Below are 22,621 nucleotides of genomic sequence, written 5' to 3'. Positions count from 1 at the left end.
CCCCATGACTCCCTCCTATCTCTTCACCGGCGGCCACGTGCTCGACGCCGAGGCCGGCGTTCTCAAATCCGGGCTCGATGTCCTGGTGGAAGGGCAGCGGATCACAGCCATCGGCGCAAACCTGGCCAAGCCCGAGGGCGTCGAGGTTGTCGATCTTGCCGGCAAAACAGTCATGCCGGGCCTCATCGATTGCCATGTCCACATCGTTGCCGAAACGCTCGACCTCTGGGCCAATATGGTCGCTCCGGCTTCTCTCGCAGCCCTGCGCGCTGCCCGCGTCATGGACGAAGCGCTGCAGCGCGGATTCACCACCCTGCGCGATCTCGGCGGCGCCGATTACGGCCTCGTTCGCGCGGTCAATGAAGGCCTCATCCGTGGACCCCGTCTTGTCATCTGCGGCAAGGGCCTGACGACGACCGGCGGCCATGCCGACCTGCGCAATCGCACCGACGACCGTCCGGGTCTTTTCTCGGATCGTCTCGGCTCCATGGGCCTCATTGTCGATGGCGTCGACAATGTCCGCGCCGCCTGCCGCACCATGATCAAGGAAGGCGCCAACTTCATCAAGGTCATGGCCAATGGCGGGGTCTCATCGCCCAACGATCCGATCCACTCCATCCAATATTCGCGAGACGAGATCGCGGCCACGGTGGAGGAGGCCGAAAATGCCGGCCTCTATGTCGCCGCTCACGTCTATACCGACCGCTCGATCGCCCGTTGCGTCGAACTGGGTGTCCACTCGCTTGAACACTGCAACCTCATCGAGCCCGAAACCGCCAGAATGGCCGCCGAAAAAGGCTGCATCGCCGTGCCGACGCTCGTCGCCTATGACGCGCTGGCGCTCGAAGGCGAGGCCCTCGGTCTCGGCGCGTCAGAATTTGCCAAGATCGACATCGTCCGCAATGGCGGCCTGCGTTCGCTCGAAATCATGCGCGATGCGGGCCTGCCCATGGCGTTCGGGTCCGATCTTCTGGGCCAGCTTCGCAAATATCACTGCATGGAATTCGAGCTTCTCGCCAAGGTGCTGACCCCGCACGAGATCATCCAGTCGGCAACCGTCGTCGGCGCACGACTTTGCCGGCTCGAAGGCCAAGTCGGTGTCATCGCCGAAGGCGCCTTTGCCGATCTTCTGGTCGTCGACGGCAATCCGCTCTCCGACATTTCCCTGCTCCAGGGCGATGGCGCTTACATGCCGCTGATCATGGCGAATGGGCGCGTGGTCAAAAACGTGCTCCATTAAGGGCGCAAGCGACCGAGTCCCTTTCCATGACTGAAATTCCCGCCAAGCCCCTGCGGCCAGCCGAGTGGCTGGGTGGTTTCACTGTGCTGATCCTCTGTCAGCTTGCCGGAGAAACCTTGGTGCAATTGCTCCGTCTGGTCTTGCCCGGCTGCGTCTTTCCAGGGCCGGTCGCAGGGATGTTGCTGCTGCTGCTCATCCTGACCCGCATCGGCAATCGCGCCCGGCCGATCATCGCCTCGGCCGATGGATTGCTGGGTCTTTTGTCGCTGCTCTTCGTTCCGTCCGCCGTCGGCATCATGCAATATGGCGATGTCATTCTGGCATGGGGCGGCCCCTTGTTACTGGCCGTCCTCGGCTCGACCGTACTCACGCTTCTCGTCACCGTGGGCGTCTTTCTCGCCACCGACGCCTGGCTCGCGCGGAGGCGGGGATGAGCGGTCTTGGCACCATCTGGGTCTATCTCGCCGCTTCGCCGCTAACCTGGCTCGGCGTGACGCTTGCCGCCTATATCCTTGCCCTCCGCATCGCGGTTGCGCTTGGCAGTTCGCCCCTCGCCAACAGCGTTCTCCTCACGGCGGCAATGGTCATCCCGCTGCTGCTTTTCACCCGCACCTCGTATCCGAGATACTTCGAAGGCGCGCAGTTCGTGCACTTCCTGCTGGGGCCTGCGACAGTCTCCCTGGCGGTGCCGCTCTTTCGCAATCTTGCTGCGGTCCGCCGCTCCATCCTGCCGATCGTGGCGGCTCTGATTGCAGGCTCGCTGACGGCAATGGGTAGCGCCCTTGGCATCGCGGCGGCCTTCGGTGCGCCCTCCGACGTGCTTGCCTCGATCGCGCCAAAATCCGTCAGCGCACCTATCGCCATGGAATTGGCCAAGGGGCTCGGCGGCGTACCCTCGCTGGCCGCCGTGCTGGTCATCCTGACGGGCATTACTGGCGCCGTGATCGTCACGCCGCTGATGAACGCCTTGGGCATCCAAAACTACGCGGCGCGCGGCTTTGCCGTCGGCATTGCGTCACATGGCATTGGTACGGCCCGCGCTCTTCAGGTCAACGACACCGCCGGCGCTTTCGCTGGCATTGCCATGGCGCTCAACGGCGCTTTTACGGCTTTGCTGGTCGCCGGGTTCGTCCTTCTGCACTAAGACTCAGTAGACCCGATCAAGCACGCCGCTGACGATACGCTCCGTATCATCCCAGCTCGGCAGGCGCTCGCCAGCCTGGCGCGAAACCTCGGCCATCTTTTGCCGGGCGTCATGGTCGGTTAGAAGCATCCGCAGCGCTTTGGCGATGGCTTCTGCATCGTCGACGGGCACCAGCAAGCCAGCGCCTTCGGGAACGGTGTCGGGCACGGCGCCGGTCCGGCAGGTGACGATTGGCAAGCCATGGAGCAGCGCCTCGCCAAGAACGATGCCATAGCCCTCGTAACGCGTCGCCAGCGCAAAAATGCTGGCCGCCCGATACCGTTCGATGACCTCCGCATCGTCGAGAAGGCCGGTGAGCACCACCCGCTCGCCCAAGCCAAGCGCTTCGATCTGCCCGCGAAGCCTGGCTTCCACGGCCGCGTCATGAGTCTTGCCGACGATCTGCGCCTGCCACTCCAGATCGCGTAGCTTGCCGAATGCCGCGACTAGCACATCGTGTCCCTTGCGCTCTGCGAGCAACCCCACGGACAGGATCAGCGGTGGCGTGCTCAGTTTCTTGACGGGATCGGCAGGCCGGAAGCCGGGCAGGGCGATGGTGATCTTGTCTTCCGCCACTCCGAACTGCCCGACCAGTATCCGGGCCGTATGCGGGCTCGGCACCAGCACGGCCCGAGCGAGCTTGAGGTTGTCCGCCTCTCGCCCCAGCAGATGCGCCGAGCGCTCTGCGGAGAGGCCGGTCTCGAGACCGAGCGGGTGATGGATCATCGCAACGATCGGCGCCCTGACCGTTTCGAGACCTGCGGTGTCGATCGAACCGAAGACCAGACCATCGATGATGAGCGGCACATCTGCGGGGAGTGCCGCCATGGTCTCGATCGCCGTGCGGGTTTCAGCCGGCGATGGATCGGGAAAGCCGCTCGCAAGTTCGATATGGTCGACGGCACGGCCATTGCGGCGCAAGCCCTGTAACAGCTCCCATTCATAGATGTAGCCGCCGGTTTTCTGCGTCGCATCGCCCGGAATGGCAAAGGCAGCGGGCCGGCGGGTGGTCGTGTTCGTCATGTTGCAAGTTGCTCGCTGGCAAAGGTTTTAAGGACATGCCGCTCCAGCAATCGGACCAGCGCGTAAAGCAGGCTTGCCGTCACGGCGAGGACCATGATGGCGCTCCAAAGCAGATTGTAATTGGACGTCGATGCGGTCAGCGCCATGAGGCTCCCCATGCCGGTGCCGGTCGCGAGCCATTCCGCTGTCGTGGCAGCAAGCAGCGCACTCGGGACCGCCATGCGCGTCGAAGCAAGAAACGCAGGCGCCATGGCTGGAAGCTGAGCGTGTATCAACCTCTGCATAGGGGAAGCCGCATAAGTGGCAAAAAGATCGAGCACCGCCTTGGGTGTCCGCCGCATGCCTTCGAGACACGCCGCCAAAGTCGGGAAAAAGATCATGACCGCGACAATGGTGATCGTTCCCGCCGGCCCGCGCCCGAGCGCCAATACGAAGAGCGGCGCGGTCGTTACGATAGGAATGGAACGCAGCGCGATGGCGAGGGGCAAAGCAGCGGCAGCAAGCCGCGGCTGGGTCACGAGAACGACGGCAAGTCCTGCCCCCAGGGCGAGCCCCGCGAGATAGCCCGGCACGGTCAATGACATCGTCTGCCAAAAGGCATCGAGCAGAACGTCTCGATTGGCAGCATCGGCTACAAGAAACGAGAGCACATCCTGCGGCCGTTTGGCAAAAAACGGCGACAGGTTGAACGCCTGCATCAAGCCGATCCAGAGCCCCAATACGGCAATGACGACGAGGGTGAGATCGAGGGCGCCGAAGCCAAGACTCTTTCGCTCTTCGCGCCGCGGCGACAGCAGCAAGGGCGGCGGGCCCGCGCCGAGCCTGCGTCCGAGCCAGCCGAAAAACCAGAACGCCACTGCCGATATGGCCGCCGCAATGGTCGCGATCGCCCAGGTCATATCTACCTCGAGCCCGCGCATCGCCCTTATGCTGAGAACCCCCAGCCCGCGTTCGGCCCCCGTGAATTCGCCGACCATGGCGCCAAGGAAAGCCGCCGGCGCGCCGATCTGAAGGCCGGCGATAAAATAGGGCAGGGAGGCCGAAGCGCGGACATGGATCAGTTCGCTGAACCGCCCCCGACCATAGCTGCGCACGAGGTCAAGCCAACTCGCTGGCGTCGCGCGCAGTCCGACGAGCAGGCAGAGATAGGTCGTGTAATAGGTTGCGAGCGCCGCAAGTGTCACCTGTGGACCTTCGCCAACGCCGAAGATCACGCGGAGCACTGGTCCGGTTGCGACGAACGGCAGGCAAAAGAAAACCAGCGCCAGACCCGAGATCAGCCTTTCGAGCCGCGGTAGCGCCAGTGCGAGACCGGCCAGCACCACCGCCATGCCATTGCCGATTGCAAAGCCCAGCGCAGCCGATTGCAGCGTCACCCCGGCCGAACGCAGCAGCAGCGATCCCTCGCCAGCAATCGCGCCAAGCACTTCAACTGGCCCGGCAAAAACGAACATACCCTCGGTTAGGCTCGCGAGCCCCTGCCACATTCCGACAAGCAGCAGCGCGGCAATCAGCGGCGGCCAGATGTTTGATGGAAGGGCAACGCTGCGGGCGGTCACGAGACGAGTTCAGCCTCGCTCGCCAGCGCCTTCGCAACAGCCTCGATCAGTCCCGCCCGCGCGCGAGGATCATGGCGCGCCCCGGCGAAATCTCCGACGATCCGCGCCGGCCGTGGCGAAAACACGAGGATGCGGTCGCTGAGGGCCGCGGCCTCGGCAATCGAGTGGGTGACCAGCAACGTAGTCGTGCCGCGCTCCTGCCACAGTGCCGGCAGTTCGGCATTAAGCCGGGTGCGGGTCAGTTCGTCCACCGCCCCAAACGGCTCGTCGAGCAAGAGTAGGCCCGGCTCCGTCACGAGACAGCGCGCGATCGCCGCCCGCTGCCGCATGCCGCCAGAAAGCTCGGCCGGTCTCGCGTCGGCGAACTGCTTGAGACCGACCAGATCGATGAGGTCGCTGACCCGGCGGGCATCCGGCGCCCGCCGCGCCAGTTTGAACGCCAGCGCTACATTCTGGCGCACCGTCAGCCAGGGCAGCAGCGCCGCGTCCTGGAACGCGAAGGCCAGGCCCGCCGCTTTCGTCACCTCCGCAGGTGTCGCGCCACCGATCGTTATCGCACCCTCGCTCGGCGTCTCGATCCCCGCAATCAGCCGGAGGAGGGTCGACTTGCCGCATCCTGAAGGTCCGACCAGCGCAGTCGTCTTGCCGGGTTCGAAAACAACATCGAGCGGACCGACGGCGGCAATGGCATCGCCACCGAGCCAAAAGGTCTTTTCGACGCCGTCACAGCTTACACGCGGCGGACGGGATGCCAGAGGATCAGGCATGCACTTCCTCAAGAATGGACCGGTCCCAGAGGTCCGGCGTCACCGATCGGCCAAGCAGCCCGAGCGTCTCGACATTTTGCGCCACCGTTTCGTCGGTGAACCAGCCAAATCCATTGGCCTCTGTCAGTTCCGAGAACATGAGCGGTACCTGCCGTTCGGCCTGCAATTCCTGCGTCGGCAGGTCGAGCCCCTGGTCCGGATACATCTCCAGCGTCAGCGCAGCAGCGGCCTTGGGATCGGCTTTGTAGTCGTTCCAACCGCGCACTTCGCCCCGCATCATGGCGACGAGATCGGCCCGGCGATTGGCGAGGCTGTCTTCCGTCGCGATATAGGTCTGCGAGTGAACCGCATAGCCGTGGTCGGCCATCAGCATGGTCACGCTTTCGACGCCCTGGATCGCCATGGCGACCGGCAAATCGGTCTGCCAGCAGAGGAGGCAATCGACCTGCTTGGCAACAAGCGGCGCTGCATCGTACTGGGTCGGCACGATTTCGATCTGGTTGATATCGACATTGTTGATGGTGCAGAGCGCCTGCAGCACGGGGGTATTGGCAAGCGCCATGCCGATCTTCTTGCCGACAAGATCGGCCGGGGTGTTGACCGGATTGTCCGGCAGCGAGGCGATGACGAAGGGATTTTTCTGCATCGCGACGCCGATGATCTTGAATGGCGCACCCTGTTCGACCGAAGCCGAAGCGTAGTCTGCTGCCGAGATGCCGATCAGCGCTTGCCCCGTTACCACTGCTGGGTCGACCGGCGCGTTGGGGCCGCCTGGGTTCAGCGCCACATTCAGTCCGGCTTCGCTCCAATATCCCTTGGATTTGGCGATATAGCTGCCGCCGAACTGCACCGAGTGGAGCCAGCTGAGCTGTAAGGCGACATCCTTGGTCTCCTGCGCGAGAAGCCTCGGCGATAAGGCCGCAAGGCCAAGCGTGCCGAGCCCGGCACCGACAAAGGAACGGCGAGAGAGTTTGAACGAGGTCACGACGGTCTCCTGATTTTTCTGGGGCGAAACAGAACGAAAAGGCCAGGCAGGCTGGCAGCGAGAATGACGAGCCCGAAGGCGAGACTGGCAGCAAAGCCTGCTGCGGCGCTGGCGCCGGCGAGGGGAAAAAGGCCCGCCGCTGCACCCTCGCGAAATCCCCAGCCGGCAACGGTCGCGGGAACCAGCATCGCGCAGAGGATCAGCGGCACGAGCACCAATATCGCTTCGGCATTGAGGCTGGTCCCCGTCGCCAAAGCACAGAGCGAAAAGCTTGCAAGATTGAGCGCCAAGATCAACCCGCTCAGCCCCGTCTGCTCGATCCAGGCGCCGTCGTTCACCAAGGCGATCCTGATCGATCGACCGAGTCGCAACGACCATTTTTTCCGAACGAGCCGCAACAGCGAGGCAACGACCAACAAGACCGTGCAAATCACCAATGCGACGACCAACAACTGCGCCTTGTCCATCGATAAAGCCAGCCCGCCAGGCGTCCATATCGCCCATGTGCCCGCCACGGCCAGTAGTCCGAACATTGCGATCTGCCCAGCCAGCCGCTCGATGACGACGGACTTGGCTGCTATCCCGAGGCCGGCCTCATGCCGTGCGCGGACCGCTCGCGCCGCGTCGCCGAGAACGCCACCCGGCAAGGACTGATTGACGAGCTGCGAAAGGTAATATTCGGCAATCGCACGCGAAGGCGCAATCGCCTGCCCAAGCCGCGCCGCAACGCGATGCCATCGCCAGGCAGAGGCGATGGTCTGCAGATTGACGGCAAGGAAAGCGAGGGCAAGATATCGCCAATCGGCGCCCGCCAATAAGGCCAACGCTCTGGGCCCATCGGCCAGGCTCCAGAGAAGACCGATGATGATGACCGGCGGGACCAGCCGGAACAGGATGCGCCAACGCGACCGTGGCGCTTCGTCTTCCCGAATCGTGAGAGTTTCCGAAGTCATAGCGCCGTGGCTCCCGACGAGAGAGCAGCGATAAACCGGTCGCGAAACGAACTCATCGGCCATACCGGGGACGTTTCATCGGGAATAAGCCCGTCGGTAAACCCCCAGGCGTCGAATGCCGCGAGCGCAGCCGCCGACCCGATGAGATGGATGGGCACATCTTGCCCCTCGATCTGCGACACAGTCTGGGCCGGCGGATGATCGCCAAGGATTACCAGGAGCCAATCCCGCCCAGCGTGACGCGCGGCAAAGTCGAACACAATGTCCAGCGAATAGTCGAGCGCCAGCCGATATTGCTCGCGCATCAAGTCTGGGTTGGGCCAAACCTCACCTCCAGGCGGGCCGACATGCTGGCTTTCGTCGAAGATCGCGCCATCGCCCACCGCATCCCAATCCACCACCTTGGGCACGGGTGTCCAGGGCGCGTGGGACGAGAGCAGCGCCGTCATGGCAAAGTCGGGCTGCCCGCCTTCGGGCAGGATGCGGTCGACCGTGCTGAGCGTATATTGGTCGGGCATGGTGGTCCAATTAAACGCTTCCCCCTGATAATCCAGGTCCTTGGCTTCGTAGATGTCGTTAAATCCCATGAACTGCGACTCGGGCCAGGGGAGGGTGATCGCCGGCATGATCACCGTCGTGCGATAGCCCGCCGTCTGCGCCAGATGATAGAGCGAGGGCCGGGTGCTTGCGAGCATGGCCCGATAGCGCGCCTGGTTATCGATCGAAAGGCCCGAGGCGATAGTGGCATGGGCGAGCCAGCTTTGTCCGCCTGCGACCGGCGAGGTCAGCAAGGCCGAGCGCATCGACAGGCCCGCTGCGGCAAGCTTCTTTTCCGCTTCTTCGAGCCGCGCCCGATGCGTCGGCGCATAAAGCGGATTGCGCAATGCCGTCTGCCCATAGCTCTCGATGAAGATCACGAAGACATCGCGGCCATCGAGGCGATCAAACAAACCGCTCTGCCCCGAAAACGGATCGGTCTCAGCTTCAGTCTCGAACGCAGCAAGATCGGCATAGAGCGCCCGGAACGTCGTCGTCCGCTCGATCGCCAATTGCGTTGAAAACGCTTCCCCCGGAACCGGTATGGGCAGTGTCCAGGCTTCGCGCGCAGCGCCCACCTGCGCCACTGCCAGGACCATGGCAACAGCACCCACCATGCCGGCGATCCAGCGCATTGGCAGGCCGATCGTCAATCGGTTGATCCTCCCGGTGCTCCACCAGAGCATTGCGGCAAGACCGAAAGGCAGTAGGCCGATCAGCACAGCGATCATTATTGCCAGGGGCCACCCGACCGACCCGCCCGCGAGCCGCAGGGCGGCTTCCGCCAGCGGCAAATCCATGAGCGGATTGAAGGAGCGGTTGAAAGCAGTGAACGTCGCGAGGTCCGCACATTTCAGCAACGACACCAGCGTCAGCGCCAGCGTCAGCATGGCCCGGACTGCGTAGGTGAAGGCACGTCCAGCCGGCAGCAGCACCAGCACACCGACCACGGCAAACCATTCGAGCGGCAGTTGCAGTAAAGCCCATCCATTGAGCGCGTCCGGATGATTGGGCTGCACCAACACGGCATAGACGGCAAGGCCAGCCAGGAGCGTAGTCAAAATGCCTGAGCGTCCGCGTCTCAAGGCCGGTGCCTTGCAAGCCAGACGATGTCGCGGCCAAAAGAATAGGCGAGAAGCAGAGTTCCGATCGCCGCGGTGGTCCAGGAAAGTGGCCCGGTGATGATCGGCGCCAGCAGCGCAATCAGGATCGCGATCTGGATTACGCAGATGAGCTTGCGGCTGAAACGTTCGGGCAGCGGCCCCATCAACCACGGCCAGACGATCGCAGCCGCGAGAAAGAGATAGCGCATGGTGCCAAGGAGCAGCACCCAAATGCCCGCCTTGCCCGATTGCCAGGACAACAAGGCCAGTAGCAGCGCAAAAACCGAATCGACCTCCATGTCGAACCGTGCCCCAAAGCCCGAACTGAGCCTTTGCCGCCGCGCAAAAAACCCATCGACGCCGTCCAGGCACAAGGAAAATATGGTGATGCCGAGTACGGTCCAGGCGAGACTGGTGTCGGTGACCAGCAGCCCGGGCGCCGTCAACAGGCTGAACAGTGCGGCGATGATGCCGGTGCGCCCAAGCGTCACGAGATTGGCGACCCCGAGCCGATCATGCGGATAATGCTGGGCTAGTCCCCAGCCCGCTGTGCCTGCCATCACGAGAAAAGCCAACAATCCGATGGCGGCGCCGAGCGGGGTGCCGGTCAGGTAAAAGCCGAAGGCAATCACCGGAACACAAAGGATCAAAGAGGCAAGCGCATAGCGCCCGGTAACAGCCCGTAGCATCAAAAACCGCCCTGCGGACGCTCGCTCTGCCGATTGTGCCTCCTTCATGCCTGCCCGATCATTGCTGATGCCCACCTATGACACTTATGTCATGCTACGGCGTGCAGGAAAGCATGGTTCACCGGCTTCAGGGGGAAAATGAGATGACCAGCAATTTGACCTACAAGCCGCTCGCCAAAGCTTTTCACTGGCTCACCGCGCTGCTGGTGCTCCTGACCATTCCAGCAGCCTTCATCATGCTGACCCCGGGCATCGAACGTTCGCTTCAGGATCCGCTCTTTCTCTTCCACAAAAATATCGGCGTGGTGATTTTCGTGCTCGTGGCGCTGCGCCTTGCCTATCGGTCGGTCAATCCGCCCCCTCCGCTTCCCGCCAGCGTCCCCGCCTGGCAGCGGCACGCCGCCGCGATTACCCATTGGCTGCTTTACGCCCTTTTGCTCGCCATGGCCCTCTCGGGCTATATCCGCGTCACTGCCGGCGGCTTCCCGCTCGAAGTGTTCGATCGCATTGGCTTGCCGCGCCCCGTGCCCCGCTCCGACAGCCTCGCTGAAACCGCCAAGGCCATCCACGCGACCCTGCGCTATCCCCTTATCGCCCTCATCATCCTCCACATCGCAGCCGCGCTGCAACACGCCATCATCAAGCGCGACGGCGTCTTCCAGCGCATGCTGCCCGGCGCAAGGTAGAACTGGGAAAGAACAGGGGGGAAGAGGGTCTGGCGATCCCGACAGGACTCGAACCTGTGACCTTCAGCTTAGAAGGCTGCTGCTCTATCCAGCTGAGCTACGGGACCGCACGCGCTTTCCTTTAGCGCATTGGCAAAAAAATGAAATGGCCTAGATCCGTGCTGGGCTCATGTCGACTTCCAACGACGGCCGACCGACGCTCGCAAGTCGCCCGGTGCTTTCGCGGACGACGAGCTCCGAGCGAAGAACGATCCGCAATGGAATAGCGAGCGCTTCGGGGTCTTCGATGAGATCGATCAGCGCTTCTGCTGCCATCCGGCCCATCGCCTCGCGCGGCTGGCGCATGGTGGTGAGCGGCGGCACATAGTGCGAAGCGACCGCAAGATCGTCGAAGCCAACCATGGAAATGTCGCGCGGGCACAGGATGCCGCGCTGCCGCAGCCCCGACAGAAAGCCGATGGCCGATTCGTCATTGGCGGCGAAGACCGCGCTCGGCCGGTCGTTGAGCGAAAGAAACCGCGCAGCTGCGGCAAACCCGCTTTCCATGTCGAAATTGCCGCGAAACTGCCATTCCGGCTGTGGCGTCAGCCCGGCATCGGCAAGGGCGCGCCCGTAGCCAGTGATACGCTCGCGCGAAACGACATTGTGCTCGGGCCCCATGATGTGTCCGATCCGCCGATGCCCCAGGTCGATGAGGTGTCGCGTCGCTCGTTCGGCCGCCTCGACATTGTCGGTCAAGACAGTGTGGAAACCGGCATTGGGGATTTCCTCGCACGCCACCACGATCGGGATTTCGCCGGCCTGTTGCGATACGGCGCGCAACAGGTCCGTATCGACCGAACCATCGAGCAGCAGCAGTCCGTCGGCCCGGTTGGAGAGAAGAAAATCCTGAAGGCGGCGAATGGTTTCGCGCCCGAAGTAGAGGTTGAGAACGAGGACGCCATAGCCCCGCGTCGCTGCCTCCCGTTCGATGGCATCGAGGATGGAAGAGAAGAACGGATTGCGAATATCGGGGATCGCCACGAGAATGGTTTTTGCCGAGCGCTGCCGCAGCGACCGGCCGGCCTGATTAAGCGTGTAACCGGTTACACGAATAGCTTCGGCCACACGTGCCCGCGTCCCCTCGCTCACCTTCTCAGGTGCCGACAGAGCACGGCTCACAGTAGCGGTAGAGACGTTGGCAAAGCGCGCAACGTCTTGAATCGTCGGTGTTTTTCGGTCCAAACTCACGTCTGGCAGCGCCCCCTCTCGCTGTCAGTAGCCCAATCTGTCTAAATCGATCTTGACAGGTCCGCAAGGCTTGTATGAAACTCCTGAAATCGATTGCACAACCTGTTTCATATGGTTTATGCAATCGATTACACGCGGCCGGTCGGGGTGTCTGGAGGAACGGGGACCCGCGGGCTGGTGGCATGAATGGGGGCATACGCTCCTCGTGTTCGTTGGGAGGACATTCCTATGAAGAAATTTGCAGTGGTTGCCATGATGGCAACCGCGCTGCTCGGCTCTACGTCTTCGTACGCAGCCGATCTCGAAGTGACCCACTGGTGGACCTCCGCCGGTGAAGCGGCTGCGGTCGCCGAGTTTGCCCGTGTCTTCGAAGAAGAAACCGGCAACAAGTGGATCGATAGCGCCCTGGCCGGTTCCGGCACCGGTGCAAACCCGGTCATCATCAGCCGCATCATCGGCGGCGACCCGATGGGTGCCACCCAGATGAACACCGGCCGCGACGCCGAAGAACTCATCCAGGCCGGCCTCATCCGCGACCTGACCGACGTCGTTGCCGACATGGACATCGACTCCTTCTATGTCGACCAGTCGCTGCTCGAGCCGTGCAAGATCGACGGCGGTCTCTACTGTCTGCCCGTCAACATCCACTCGTGGGATTGGCTGTGGCTGTCGACCAAGGCCTATGAAAAGATCGGTCAGCCGGTTCCCAAGGATTGGAACGAATACGTTGCCTCCTGGCCCAAGCTCCAGGAAGCCGGCATCCTGCCATTCGGTCTTGCCACTGGCTGGCCGTTCTCGGGTATCCCGGGCGTTCTGATGTCGGGCATCGGCGGGTCCGATCTCGTCCTCAAGATCAACCGCGATAAGGATGCCGAAGCCGTTCGCAGCCCGGAATTCCGCAAGGTTGCCGAAGCTCTCGACGCCCTGCGCAAGGTCGTTTCGCCTGAAACCATGGTTCCGTCCTTCGGCGACGTCGGCACGCAGCTGATCGAAGGCACCGCGGCTGGCAACATCCACGGCGACTGGCTCCAGGGCGACCTCCAGGTTGCTGGCGCCGTTCCCGGCAAGGACTATGAATGTCTCCCGGCTCTCGGTCTCGGCACCCAGCTGACCGGCGGCGGCGACTCGTTCTACTTCCCGGTTCTTCCCGAAGGCACCGATCCGGCTGTCATCGAAGCTCAGGCCCAGCTTGCGCGCACGCTCATCTCGCCGGAAGCCCAGCTCGCCTTCAATCTGAAGAAGGGCTCCATGCCGATCCGTACGGACATCGACCTCTCGCAGGCCAATCCGTGCATGCAGAAGGCTCTTGGTCTTCTCAAGAACGGTCTGCTCCCCTCGGGTGACTTTGCGCTCTCCAGCGACACCCAGCAGCAGATGCAGGACCTCAACACCGAGTTCCTCGATGACGACAGCATCACTGTGGACGACTACATCGAACGCTACGCTTCGATCATCGAGTCCGCTGACTAAGCGTCGGTTCTATACGTGAGGCCAGGGTGCGCCCTGGCTTCCTATCACTGAACAGCGGTGGTCGGCCTTGGATCGACAAGGTCGGCCACTGTCGTATGGAGAGACACTGATGGCGGACACTACCGTACAATCCGCGCCGGTGGCTGGATCTTCCAGCCGGCCCAGCGCCTTGAAAAAATTCTTCCTTCACAACCTGTCCGCCAAGGTCGCGGCAATTCCGATGGTCGCGACGGTTCTCGTCGTTTTCATCGGCTGCACCATCTGGACGATCTACTACTCGTTCACGAACTCAAAACTGCTGCCGACGGGCAAGTTTGTCGGCTTCGATCAGTACGAGCGCCTGTTCGCCACCTCGCGCTGGAATGTGTCGGTCATCAACCTCTTGATGTACGGCGCCATGTCGCTTGTGCTGACCCTTGGGCTGGGCTTCCTGCTCGCCGTTCTGATGGACCAGAAGATCCGCTTCGAAAGCGCCTTCCGCACCATCATGCTCTATCCCTTCGCGCTGTCCTTCATCGTCACCGGCCTTGTCTGGCAGTGGATCATGAACCCGACTCTCGGCCTTCAGGGCACGATGCGGAACCTGGGATGGACCAATTTCACCTTCGATTGGATCGCCAATCCGCGCATGGTGCTCTTCGCGCTGCTCATTGCGGGCCTCTGGCAGGGCGTCGGCTTCTGCATGGTGCTCATGCTGGCCGGCCTTCGCGGCGTAGATGAAGAAATCTGGAAGGCCGCGCGCGTCGACGGCATTCCCACCTGGCGCACCTATATCTCGGTGGTTCTGCCCATGATGCGCGGCGTGCTCGTCACCGCCGTGGTGCTCATCGGCTCGGGCATCGTTCGCCTTTATGATCTTGTGGTCGCGCTCACCAATGGCGGCCCGGGCATCTCGTCCGAAGTGCCTGCCAAATACGTCTACAATTACATGTTCTCGGGCGGCAATATCGGCCAGGGCCTGGCTGCTGCCACCATGATGCTCCTCACGGTTCTGATCATAATGGTCCCGTGGGCCTATCTCGAATTTGGCGGAAAGGGGCGCAAATGAGCCAGACCGCGACTATGACCGGCTCCGCGCCGGCAACTGGCGGCAACACGGCCACGGACCCACGCGGTCCCCGCCCCAAGCCGTTTTTCACGCCCAAGAAGATCATGATCTATACGACCCTGGTCTTCTTCACGCTCTACTTCCTCTTCCCGCTCTACGTCATGGTCGTCACTTCATTGAAGACCATGCCGGAAATCCGCTTCGGCAATATCTTCGCGCTGCCGTCCGCGCCGAGCTTCGACGCCTGGGTCAAGGCCTGGACCAGTGCCTGCACGGGTCTGACCTGTAATGGCCTTTCCCCCGGGTTCTGGAACTCGGTCAAGATCACCATTCCCTCGACCATCGTCTCGATCTTCATCGCCGCGGTAAACGGCTATGCTCTGGTCAACTGGCGCTTCAAGGGCTCGGAAATCTTCTTTGCGGTCCTGATCTTCGGCTCGTTCATCCCCTATCAGGTGATGCTCTATCCGCTGGTGATCCTCACCCGCTCTATGGGTATTTTCGGCACGCTCCAGGCCGTCATCGTCATCCACACTATTTTCGGCATGCCGATCCTGACGCTGCTGTTCCGCAATTACTTCGCCTCACTGCCCCAGGAACTCTTCAAGGCAGCACGTGTCGATGGGGCAGGGTTCTGGCGCATTTTCTTCGAGATCATGCTCCCCATGTCGCTGCCGATCTTCGTCGTGGCCCTGATCCTGCAGATCACCGGCATCTGGAACGACTTCCTCTTCGGCGTCGTCTTTGCCGGCCCGCAGAACTACCCCATGACGGTCCAGCTCAATAATATCGTCAACTCGGCCCAGGGCACGCCCGAATATAACGTCAACATGGCTGCCACCGTGCTGACCGGTCTCGTGCCACTCATCATCTACTTTGTGTCCGGCAAGCTGTTCGTACGCGGCGTCGCCGCCGGCGCCGTGAAGGGATAAAGAAATGCAGCCAAGCGTTTCCATCAAAGACCTCTCGCTGAATTTCGGTAATGTGAAGGTTCTCGACCGTCTCAATCTCGATATTGCCCAGGGCGAGTTCATCGTCCTCCTCGGGCCCTCGGGTTGCGGCAAGTCGACCCTGCTCAACTGCATCGCGGGTCTCCTCGATGTGTCCGATGGGCAGATCTTCATCAATGGCAAGAACGTCACTTGGGAAGAGCCCAAGGACCGCGGCATCGGCATGGTGTTCCAGTCCTACGCGCTCTATCCGCAGATGACCGTCGAGCGGAATCTCTCCTTCGGCCTCCGCGTCGCCGGCATGCCCAAGGACGAGATCAACCGCCGCGTTGCCCGCGCTGCGGAAATCCTGCAGATCCAGCCGCTGCTCAACCGCAAGCCGGCAAATCTCTCAGGCGGTCAGCGCCAGCGCGTCGCCATCGGCCGCGCCCTCGTGCGTGACGTGGACGTGTTCCTCTTCGACGAGCCGCTGTCCAACCTCGACGCCAAGCTGCGTTCGGATCTTCGCGTCGAAATCAAGCGCCTCCATGCGCGCCTGAAGAACACCATGATCTACGTGACCCACGACCAGATCGAGGCTCTGACGCTCGCCGACCGCATCGCCATCATGAAAAATGGCGTCATCCAGCAGTTGGCCGATCCGCACACCATCTACAACAAACCGGTCAATCTCTATGTTGCCGGCTTCATCGGCTCGCCCTCGATGAACTTCATCTCTGGCTCGCTCGATGGCGCGACTTTCACCGCCGACGATGGCACCAAGATTCCGGTTGGCGCCTACGACTTCGCCGCCCAGCGCACTGGTGCGTCCAAGGCGGTTCTCGGCGTGCGTCCGGAACACATCCTTCTGGGCGACGCCGCCCAGGGCATGCCGTTCCAGACCCAGGCCGAAATCGAAATCGTCGAGCCCATGGGCTCGGAAACCTTGGCCTGGACCAAGGTCGCCGGCATCCCTGTCACATTCCGCTGCTCGAGCGATATTCCGCTCCATGCCGGCGATAAGGTGACGGTTGGTTTCGACATCGCGCGTGGTTCGCTCTTCGACGCCAAGTCGGAAAACCGGCTCTAAGCCTTCGTGGCGTCCTGCGGGGCGCCACTTCGGGCCCGCCCGAAACACACCTTACTTTTGCGGCATTGCATCTGACGAAGCAGTGCGACATGCACCCGCTCGGGGGAGTACCCCCATCGCCATGCGGAGCCGCATTCAACCGAAAAGACGAGGCCGAAATGGACTTCTCCTACCAGCTTTACAGCGCACGCAACGAAGCGTCGCTCGATGAAACCCTCAAGACGCTCGCCGGCCTTGGCTACAAGCAGGTCGAAGGCTGGGGCGGCCAGTTTGCCGATCCCGCCGCGCTCGCCCAAAGCCTGAAAAACGCCGGTCTCACCATGCCGACGGCGCACATGGGCTACGCCCAGCTCGAAGACACCGACGCTGCCCTCAAGATCGTCGATACCGTCGGCATCCAGACCGTTTACTGCCCCGCGCCTCCGTCCGAAGCCTATCGCAACGGTACCGGCAACTGGTCCGAATTCGCCCAGGGTCTTGCCAAGATCGCCGCTGCCTTCAAGGCGGCCGGCAAGGGCTTCGGCTACCACAACCACCACTGGGAATTCACCAAGGACGCCAACGGCAAGACCCCGATGGAACTGATCCTGGATGCATCCCCCGACACGCAGTGGGAAATGGACCTCGCTTGGGTCGTCAAGGCCAATGAAGATCCGCAGGCCTGGCTCAGCAAGCTCGGCAGCCGCATCACCGCCGTCCACGTCAAGGACATTGCACCCGCCGGCGAAAAGACGGACGAAGACGGCTGGGCCGATGTCGGCCACGGCACGCTCGATTGGAAGACCCTGATCGCTGACGTCAAGGCAAAGACCCAGGCCAAGTATTTCGTCCTCGAACACGACAAGCCACTCGACGCGATCCGCTTCGCGCGCAATTCCATGACCACTCTCAAGGGCTTTGGAGTCTAAAATGGCCAAGACCTATGGCGTCGGCATCATGGGTGCCGGCAATATCTCTGCCGCCTATCTCCGCCTCGCGCACCTCTTCAAGGGGCTCGAAGTGCGCGCCGTGGCCGATATCATTCCGGAAGCCGCCCAGAAGCGGGCGACCGAATTCGGCGTCGCCGCGCAGACCCCGGATGAGTTGCTCAAGAATAGCGAAGTCGATGTGATCGTGAACCTCACGATCCCCTCGACCCATTACAAGGTCTCCTCGGACATCATCTCGGCCGGCAAGCACGCCTATTCCGAAAAGCCCTTCGTTCTCTCGGTCGAAGAGGGGCTTGCCCTCAAGAAGGCTGCTGATGAACGTGGCCTCAAGGTCGGCTCCGCCCCCGATACCTTCCTCGGCGGCGCCCATCAGCAGGCGCGCGAAATCATCGACAGTGGCAAGCTCGGCAAGATCATGAGCGGCACCACCCACGTCATGAGCCGCGGCATGGAACACTGGCATCCGAACCCGGACTTCTTCTTCCAGCCCGGCGGCGGCCCGATCCTCGATCTCGGTCCCTATTACATCACTGACCTCGTTCACCTGCTTGGCCCGGTCAAGAAGCTCTCGGCCTTCACCAACATGGCGCGCGCCGAGCGCGAAGTGACCGCGGAAGGCCCCTATAAGGGCACCTTCATCAAGGTCGGCACGCCGACGACGATCCACGGCATTCTCGAATTCCACAACGGCGCCATCGTCACTATCGGCGCCAGCTGGGACGTCGCGGCCCACGGCCACCACAATATCGAGCTCTACGGCACCGACGGCTCGATCTTCGTGCCCGATCCGAACTTCTTCGGCGGCGATCTCGTCACCGCTTCGCTCGACGGCACCCGCACGCCGGTCACCCCGTGGGCTCACCCCTTCGGCAAGCCAAACCAGGACCTCGACAAGGCCATCCCGCGCTCCAACTATCGCTGCGCCGGCCTGGCCGACATGATGCTCTCGCACGAAACCGGCGAAACGCCGCGCTGCGGGCTCGATGTCGCTCTCCACGTGGTCGAAGTCATGACGGGTCTCCTCAAAGCCGGCGAAACCGGCCAGGTCCTCACCCTCCAGACCACCTGCGAACGCCCCCGCGCCCTCGGCATCGAAGCCGCCCAGGCGCTGCTCAAGGCTTAACGACAACACGGCGGCTCAATCTCGGCCGCCTATCTACCCACTATAGACACCTCCCCCTTATTGGGGGAGGCTGGGGGCTCGGCACCACCCATCCTGAAACGCCATCACCAAGCCACAAATCCTCATTGATGAGCGTACCTCATTGACAGGCTCCGTATGCCGGTCAAAACTGAAAACTAACATGTCAGGGCAGCGGCATAGACCGCCCGGCATCGTCAATAATGGGCTCCTGACGAGGCGTTTGGGGAGCCATCAGAGGAGAAAAGTTATGGCCACCACCATCAAGGGCCCGGCAATCTTTCTCGCCCAGTTCGCTGGCGATAAGGCCCCCTTCGATACGCTCGACAATATCTGCAAATGGGCGGCTGACCTCGGCTATAAGGGCGTCCAGATCCCGACCTGGGTCTCGAGCTTCATCGATCTCGAAAAGGCCGCCAATTCCAAGACCTATGCCGACGAGATCAAGGGCACCGTGAACAGCCACGGCCTCGAGATCACCGAACTCTCGACCCACCTTCAGGGCCAGCTCGTCGCCGTACATCCCGCTTACGACGCGGCCTTCGATGGCTTCGCCCCGGCCTCCGTCCATGGCAATCCCAAGGCTCGTCAGGAATGGGCCGTCCAGACCATGATGCACGCAGCCAAGGCCTCCAAAAACCTCGGCCTCAACGCCCACGCGACCTTCTCAGGCGCGCTTGCCTGGCCCTACCTCTATCCGTGGCCGCAGCGCCCGGCAGGCCTCGTTGAAGAAGCCTTCGACGAACTTGCTCGCCGCTGGACCCCGATCCTCAACGCCTTCGATGAAGCCGGCGTCGACGTCTGCTACGAAATCCATCCCGGCGAAGATTTGCACGACGGCATTTCCTACGAAATGTTCCTCGACCGCGTGAAGAACCACCCGCGCGCCAATCTTCTCTATGATCCGAGCCACTTCGTCCTGCAGCAGCTCGATTATCTCGACTACATCGACATCTACAAGGATCGCATCAAGGCCTTCCACGTGAAGGACGCCGAATTCAACCCGACCGGCCGTCAAGGCGTCTATGGCGGCTTCCAGTCCTGGATCGACCGGGCAGGGCGCTTCCGTTCGATCGGCGATGGCCAGGTCGATTTCCCCGCGATCTTCGCCAAGATGGCTGCCAACGATTTTAAAGGCTGGGCCGTCCTCGAATGGGAATGCGCGCTCAAGCATCCCGAAGATGGTGCACGTGAAGGCGCCGAGCTCATCAAGAGCTACATCATCCGCGTCACCGAACATGCCTTCGACGACTTCGCGTCCGGCGGCTCCGATCAGGCTGCCAATCGCAAGATGCTGGGCCTGAGCTGAGCCAAATTGCGGGCCGCTAACGTTTGGACGTTGGCGGCCGCTCAATGTTAACCTGTTGCTAACAGAAGAGACACGAAAAATGGCTGAAAACGGCGCAAAACGCATCCGCCTCGGCATGGTTGGCGGCGGCACCGGAGCCTTCATCGGCTACGTCCACCGCATCGCCGCCCGCCTCGATGGCGACTACGATCTGGTCGCTGGCGCCCTCTCATCACGCCCCGAAGTGGCCAAGGAATCCGGCAAAAACCTCGGTCTCTCCGAGGACCGCATCTACACCTCCTACGAAGAAATGGCCCGCGCCGAAGCTGCCCGTCCGGACGGTATTCAGGCTGTTTCGATCGTCACGCCCAATCACATGCACTTCGGCCCCGCCAAGGCCTTCCTCGAAGCCGGCATTCATGTCATCTGCGATAAGCCGATCACAGCCACCATCGAAGATGCCCGTAAGCTCTTGGAAATTCAGCCGAAAAACGGCGCGAAATTTCTGCTGACGCATAATTATACTGGCTATCCGCTGATCCGTCAGGCCCGCGAACTCGTTGCCTCCGGCGCTCTCGGCAAGCTCCGCGTCGTCCAGGCCGAGTATGCCCAGGACTGGCTGACCGAAGCTGCCGGCGATGACAACAAGCAGGCTGCCTGGCGCACCGACCCCGCTCGCTCCGGCGCCGGCGGCGCAATCGGCGATATCGGCACCCACGCCTACAACCTGCTGCGCTTTGTCACAGGCCTCAAAACCGAAGCAGTTTCAGCGGACTTAACCGCATTTGTCCCCGGTCGTCAGCTTGATGATAATGTGCATGTCATGCTGCGCTTCGAAGGCGGCGCAAAGGGCATGTTGTGGGCGAGCCAGGTGGCCGTGGGCAAGGAGAACGGACTGCAATTGCGCATATACGGCGACAAGGGCGGGCTCGAATGGAGCCAGGAGAACCCGAACTACATGTGGTTCACCGAATTCGGCAAGCCGCGCCAGCTGCTCACGCGCGGCGGTTCGATCTCCGTCCCGCCTGCCGCCTCGATGAACGTCCGCATTCCTTCAGGCCACCCCGAAGGCTATCTCGAAGCCTTTGCGACGCTTTACAGCCAATTCGCTGCTGTCATTCGCGGGGAGGGTAGCGACTTTGAACGCCTGCTTCCGACCATGGCCGACGGCGTCGAAGGCATGCAGTTCATCACCGCTTCGGTGAAGTCCAGCCAGAACGATAGCCGCTGGACCCGGCTCGCGGACGTCTAGTAGCCTAAGGCCGTCCGGTTACGCCGGGCGGCCTCATTGCACACGCTCGCCGGTGAACCCTTTTTCCTCGAGCAGCGTCACGACACTATAATCGCCAATCAGATGGCCGGCGCCGACGACGAGCACGGCCGCTTCATCCTGGTCGAGCATTTCCGTAATCTGCTGGGCCCAATTCTTGTTCCGCTGCACGATCAACCGGTCCATGAAGGCGTCGCCGTAAGCGCCCATGTCGGCGAGAAAAATATCGCCAACTGTTTCCGGTGTCCCGGCGATCCAGGCATTTTTCATATCCTCGATCCTGCCGGCCGACCACTGGGCTTCGGCGATCGTCGCGGTCAGCATCTGGATCTGGTCGGCTTCGCTCCCGCCGGCAATTGCCTCAATCTGCTGTGCGGCCGTTTCGAGAAAGCCTTGCTTGTCGCGCGGAATTTCTGCCGTGAGGACTGCCTCGACGCCTTTTGTCGGGTCATAGCCAAGGCCACTGACCGCCGCCGTCGCGATCGTCATCGCCGCCATCCAGGGCTGCATGGCGAGAAGTGAAGGCACAGGCAGATCATATTTCTCGGCCGCCGTCCGGACCTTGCCCATCAGCTTTGTACCGATCCGGCGATTGAGCAGAACTCCATCGCTGGCAAACCCGCGCGACATTGTGAGGGTGACGATCTCTGCGTGTGCCTCGGGGCCGAGATCGGTTTCGAAATAGACCCTATCGGCGTCTTGGATCAGCCTATCGAGCGTTTCGGTTCGCCAGTCGGTATCCGCCGGAAGCATATGGATGGAGCCGAATAGCCAGATCGAGCTGTCCTCGTCGCTTACCTTCCAGATTGCCGGAGCAGCCGTTGCGGCGTTGCTGAAGGCCAGCAAAATGGCAAGGGCAAGCAAGCTTCGGCGACAATGCATATTCTGCTCCAGCAAGTCTGGCATTAGTCGGCAAGATAGCGTGAAGTTTGAGACGAGGCGACCAAAAAACTAAAGCGCCGCAATTGCTTGCAGCGCTTTACCGATTCAGTTTCAAAAACGATCAGTGTGTCCAGGGCGTCTTGCGATCAGCTTTGAAGTTGTCCGGATAGCTGACCCGCTTCGGCGTGGGCTCGTGGGCGGGCTGCACCGTATATTCGATCCCGTTGCGCTTGGCGTAGGCTTCGGCGTCTTCAAGGGTCGGGAATGAGAGCTTGATCTGCTGGCGCATGTCGGAGCTGCTCGTATAGCCCATCAGTGGCTCGATCTTGCGAGCCGCAACCGGTTCGTGCACCAACACCCACTGCTTGGATTTGCCTTTGCCCGACTGCATGGCGTTGCGGGCAGGGCGGTAGATACGGGCGGTCATGCAAAGTCCTCAACACGATGCGCGCGATGGTCGGAGTACAAAGATTCGAACTTTGGACCCCCGGTTCCCAAAACCGGTGCTCTACCAGGCTGAGCTACACTCCGACGTCGCGCATTCCGTTAGCGCGTTCAAAGCGAAAGGGCAAGGCGGCATTGCACGATAGGGCACTATTGACTGGGCAAATCCATCCGA

Annotated in this window: 22 protein-coding genes and 2 tRNA genes; 12 read left to right on the top strand and 12 right to left on the bottom strand. The window is 62.0% G+C overall.

Features of this window, described 5'->3' with window-relative positions:
- The first annotated feature begins 4 nt into the window (after positions 1-4).
- The 3 genes from VW35_RS01670 to VW35_RS01660 are packed head-to-tail and all read left to right on the top strand — an operon-like array spanning position 5 to position 2,384.
- Positions 5-1,240 carry a metal-dependent hydrolase family protein gene (locus tag VW35_RS01670; RefSeq protein ID WP_046141269.1) on the top strand — a complete coding sequence of 412 codons (1,236 nt, stop codon included), beginning with the start codon at positions 5-7 and terminating at the stop codon, positions 1,238-1,240.
- A 26-nt stretch (positions 1,241-1,266) separates the two neighbouring features.
- Positions 1,267-1,674, top strand: a complete 408-nt coding sequence (locus VW35_RS01665; protein WP_046141268.1) for a CidA/LrgA family protein — start codon at positions 1,267-1,269, stop codon at positions 1,672-1,674.
- Positions 1,671-2,384 carry an LrgB family protein gene (locus VW35_RS01660; RefSeq protein ID WP_046141267.1) on the top strand — a complete coding sequence of 238 codons (714 nt, stop codon included), beginning with the start codon at positions 1,671-1,673 and terminating at the stop codon, positions 2,382-2,384. The genes VW35_RS01665 and VW35_RS01660 overlap by 4 nt, the downstream gene beginning before the upstream one ends.
- 3 nt (positions 2,385-2,387) lie before the next feature.
- Here the strand turns inward: VW35_RS01660 and VW35_RS01655 are convergent, their stop codons facing one another.
- Genes VW35_RS01655 through VW35_RS01625 form a run of 7 tightly spaced genes read right to left on the bottom strand, consistent with a single transcriptional unit; the run spans position 2,388 to position 10,039 of the window.
- Positions 2,388-3,446 carry a glycosyltransferase family 4 protein gene (locus tag VW35_RS01655; protein WP_046141266.1) on the bottom strand — a complete coding sequence of 353 codons (1,059 nt, stop codon included), beginning with the start codon at positions 3,444-3,446 and terminating at the stop codon, positions 2,388-2,390.
- Positions 3,443-5,005: an ABC transporter permease gene (locus VW35_RS01650; RefSeq protein ID WP_200896854.1), complete on the bottom strand. Its 1,563-nt coding sequence runs from the start codon at positions 5,003-5,005 to the stop codon at positions 3,443-3,445. Before VW35_RS01650 ends, VW35_RS01655 begins: the two co-directional genes overlap by 4 nt.
- Entirely contained in the window at positions 5,002-5,772 is a 771-nt protein-coding gene (locus VW35_RS01645) for an ABC transporter ATP-binding protein (RefSeq protein WP_052951425.1), read from the bottom strand. The genes VW35_RS01650 and VW35_RS01645 overlap by 4 nt, the downstream gene beginning before the upstream one ends.
- On the bottom strand, positions 5,765-6,757 hold the full coding sequence (locus tag VW35_RS01640; protein ID WP_046141265.1) for an ABC transporter substrate-binding protein: 993 nt from the start codon (positions 6,755-6,757) through the stop codon (positions 5,765-5,767). The genes VW35_RS01645 and VW35_RS01640 overlap by 8 nt, the downstream gene beginning before the upstream one ends.
- The gene (locus VW35_RS01635) at positions 6,754-7,710 is read right to left on the bottom strand and encodes a lysylphosphatidylglycerol synthase transmembrane domain-containing protein (RefSeq protein WP_083982311.1); all 957 of its coding nucleotides are present in this window, start codon (positions 7,708-7,710) and stop codon (positions 6,754-6,756) included. The genes VW35_RS01640 and VW35_RS01635 overlap by 4 nt, the downstream gene beginning before the upstream one ends.
- Positions 7,707-9,332: a sulfatase-like hydrolase/transferase gene (locus VW35_RS01630; RefSeq protein ID WP_210165909.1), complete on the bottom strand. Its 1,626-nt coding sequence runs from the start codon at positions 9,330-9,332 to the stop codon at positions 7,707-7,709. Before VW35_RS01630 ends, VW35_RS01635 begins: the two co-directional genes overlap by 4 nt.
- Positions 9,329-10,039, bottom strand: a complete 711-nt coding sequence (locus tag VW35_RS01625; RefSeq protein WP_083982309.1) for a CDP-alcohol phosphatidyltransferase family protein — start codon at positions 10,037-10,039, stop codon at positions 9,329-9,331. Before VW35_RS01625 ends, VW35_RS01630 begins: the two co-directional genes overlap by 4 nt.
- Positions 10,040-10,182: 143 nt before the next feature.
- Between VW35_RS01625 and VW35_RS01620 the strand changes: the two genes are divergently transcribed.
- Positions 10,183-10,725 carry a cytochrome b gene (locus VW35_RS01620; protein ID WP_046141656.1) on the top strand — a complete coding sequence of 181 codons (543 nt, stop codon included), beginning with the start codon at positions 10,183-10,185 and terminating at the stop codon, positions 10,723-10,725.
- A gap of 30 nt (positions 10,726-10,755) precedes the next feature.
- Here the strand turns inward: VW35_RS01620 and VW35_RS01615 are convergent.
- Together VW35_RS01615 and VW35_RS01610 are read right to left on the bottom strand one after the other, a co-directional pair.
- Positions 10,756-10,832 (bottom strand) — tRNA-Arg (locus VW35_RS01615).
- Between the two features lie 43 nt (positions 10,833-10,875).
- Positions 10,876-11,955 carry a LacI family DNA-binding transcriptional regulator gene (locus VW35_RS01610; protein ID WP_083982307.1) on the bottom strand — a complete coding sequence of 360 codons (1,080 nt, stop codon included), beginning with the start codon at positions 11,953-11,955 and terminating at the stop codon, positions 10,876-10,878.
- 228 nt (positions 11,956-12,183) lie between these two features.
- On the opposite strand from VW35_RS01610, the gene VW35_RS01605 reads away from it, so the two are divergent.
- The 8 genes from VW35_RS01605 to VW35_RS01570 all read left to right on the top strand — a co-directional run bounded on the left by VW35_RS01605 (position 12,184) and on the right by VW35_RS01570 (position 21,102).
- Positions 12,184-13,425, top strand: a complete 1,242-nt coding sequence (locus tag VW35_RS01605; RefSeq protein ID WP_046141264.1) for an ABC transporter substrate-binding protein — start codon at positions 12,184-12,186, stop codon at positions 13,423-13,425.
- Between the two features lie 109 nt (positions 13,426-13,534).
- Entirely contained in the window at positions 13,535-14,473 is a 939-nt protein-coding gene (locus VW35_RS01600) for a carbohydrate ABC transporter permease (protein ID WP_083982305.1), read from the top strand.
- Positions 14,474-14,487: 14 nt separating this feature from the next.
- The gene (locus VW35_RS01595) at positions 14,488-15,405 is read left to right on the top strand and encodes a carbohydrate ABC transporter permease (RefSeq protein ID WP_046141654.1); all 918 of its coding nucleotides are present in this window, start codon (positions 14,488-14,490) and stop codon (positions 15,403-15,405) included.
- Between the two features lie 4 nt (positions 15,406-15,409).
- The gene (locus tag VW35_RS01590) at positions 15,410-16,492 is read left to right on the top strand and encodes an ABC transporter ATP-binding protein (protein WP_046141262.1); all 1,083 of its coding nucleotides are present in this window, start codon (positions 15,410-15,412) and stop codon (positions 16,490-16,492) included.
- Between the two features lie 158 nt (positions 16,493-16,650).
- A complete protein-coding gene (locus tag VW35_RS01585) occupies positions 16,651-17,400 on the top strand; it encodes a sugar phosphate isomerase/epimerase family protein (protein WP_046141261.1) in 750 nt (249 codons plus the stop codon).
- A 1-nt stretch (position 17,401) separates the two neighbouring features.
- Entirely contained in the window at positions 17,402-18,544 is a 1,143-nt protein-coding gene (locus VW35_RS01580; protein WP_046141260.1) for a Gfo/Idh/MocA family protein, read from the top strand.
- 268 nt (positions 18,545-18,812) lie between these two features.
- Positions 18,813-19,871 carry a sugar phosphate isomerase/epimerase family protein gene (locus VW35_RS01575; RefSeq protein WP_046141259.1) on the top strand — a complete coding sequence of 353 codons (1,059 nt, stop codon included), beginning with the start codon at positions 18,813-18,815 and terminating at the stop codon, positions 19,869-19,871.
- Positions 19,872-19,950: 79 nt separating this feature from the next.
- Positions 19,951-21,102, top strand: coding sequence for a Gfo/Idh/MocA family protein (locus VW35_RS01570; RefSeq protein WP_046141258.1), 1,152 nt, complete (start codon positions 19,951-19,953; stop codon positions 21,100-21,102).
- A gap of 33 nt (positions 21,103-21,135) precedes the next feature.
- Here VW35_RS01570 and VW35_RS01565 read toward each other — a convergent pair whose 3' ends face one another.
- The 3 genes from VW35_RS01565 to VW35_RS01555 all read right to left on the bottom strand — a co-directional run bounded on the left by VW35_RS01565 (position 21,136) and on the right by VW35_RS01555 (position 22,533).
- Complete coding sequence (locus VW35_RS01565) at positions 21,136-22,002, bottom strand: TraB/GumN family protein (RefSeq protein ID WP_161796841.1); 867 nt, start codon at positions 22,000-22,002, stop codon at positions 21,136-21,138.
- A 121-nt stretch (positions 22,003-22,123) separates the two neighbouring features.
- Complete coding sequence (locus VW35_RS01560; protein WP_046141256.1) at positions 22,124-22,429, bottom strand: ETC complex I subunit; 306 nt, start codon at positions 22,427-22,429, stop codon at positions 22,124-22,126.
- A gap of 27 nt (positions 22,430-22,456) precedes the next feature.
- A tRNA-Pro gene (locus tag VW35_RS01555) sits at positions 22,457-22,533 on the bottom strand.
- Positions 22,534-22,621 lie beyond the last annotated feature (88 nt).

This window comes from Devosia soli (assembly GCF_000970455.1).
Taxonomy (GTDB): domain Bacteria; phylum Pseudomonadota; class Alphaproteobacteria; order Rhizobiales; family Devosiaceae; genus Devosia; species Devosia soli.
Note: the sequence above shows the minus strand (reverse complement) of the source record. Positions and strands in the feature narration are given on the sequence as shown.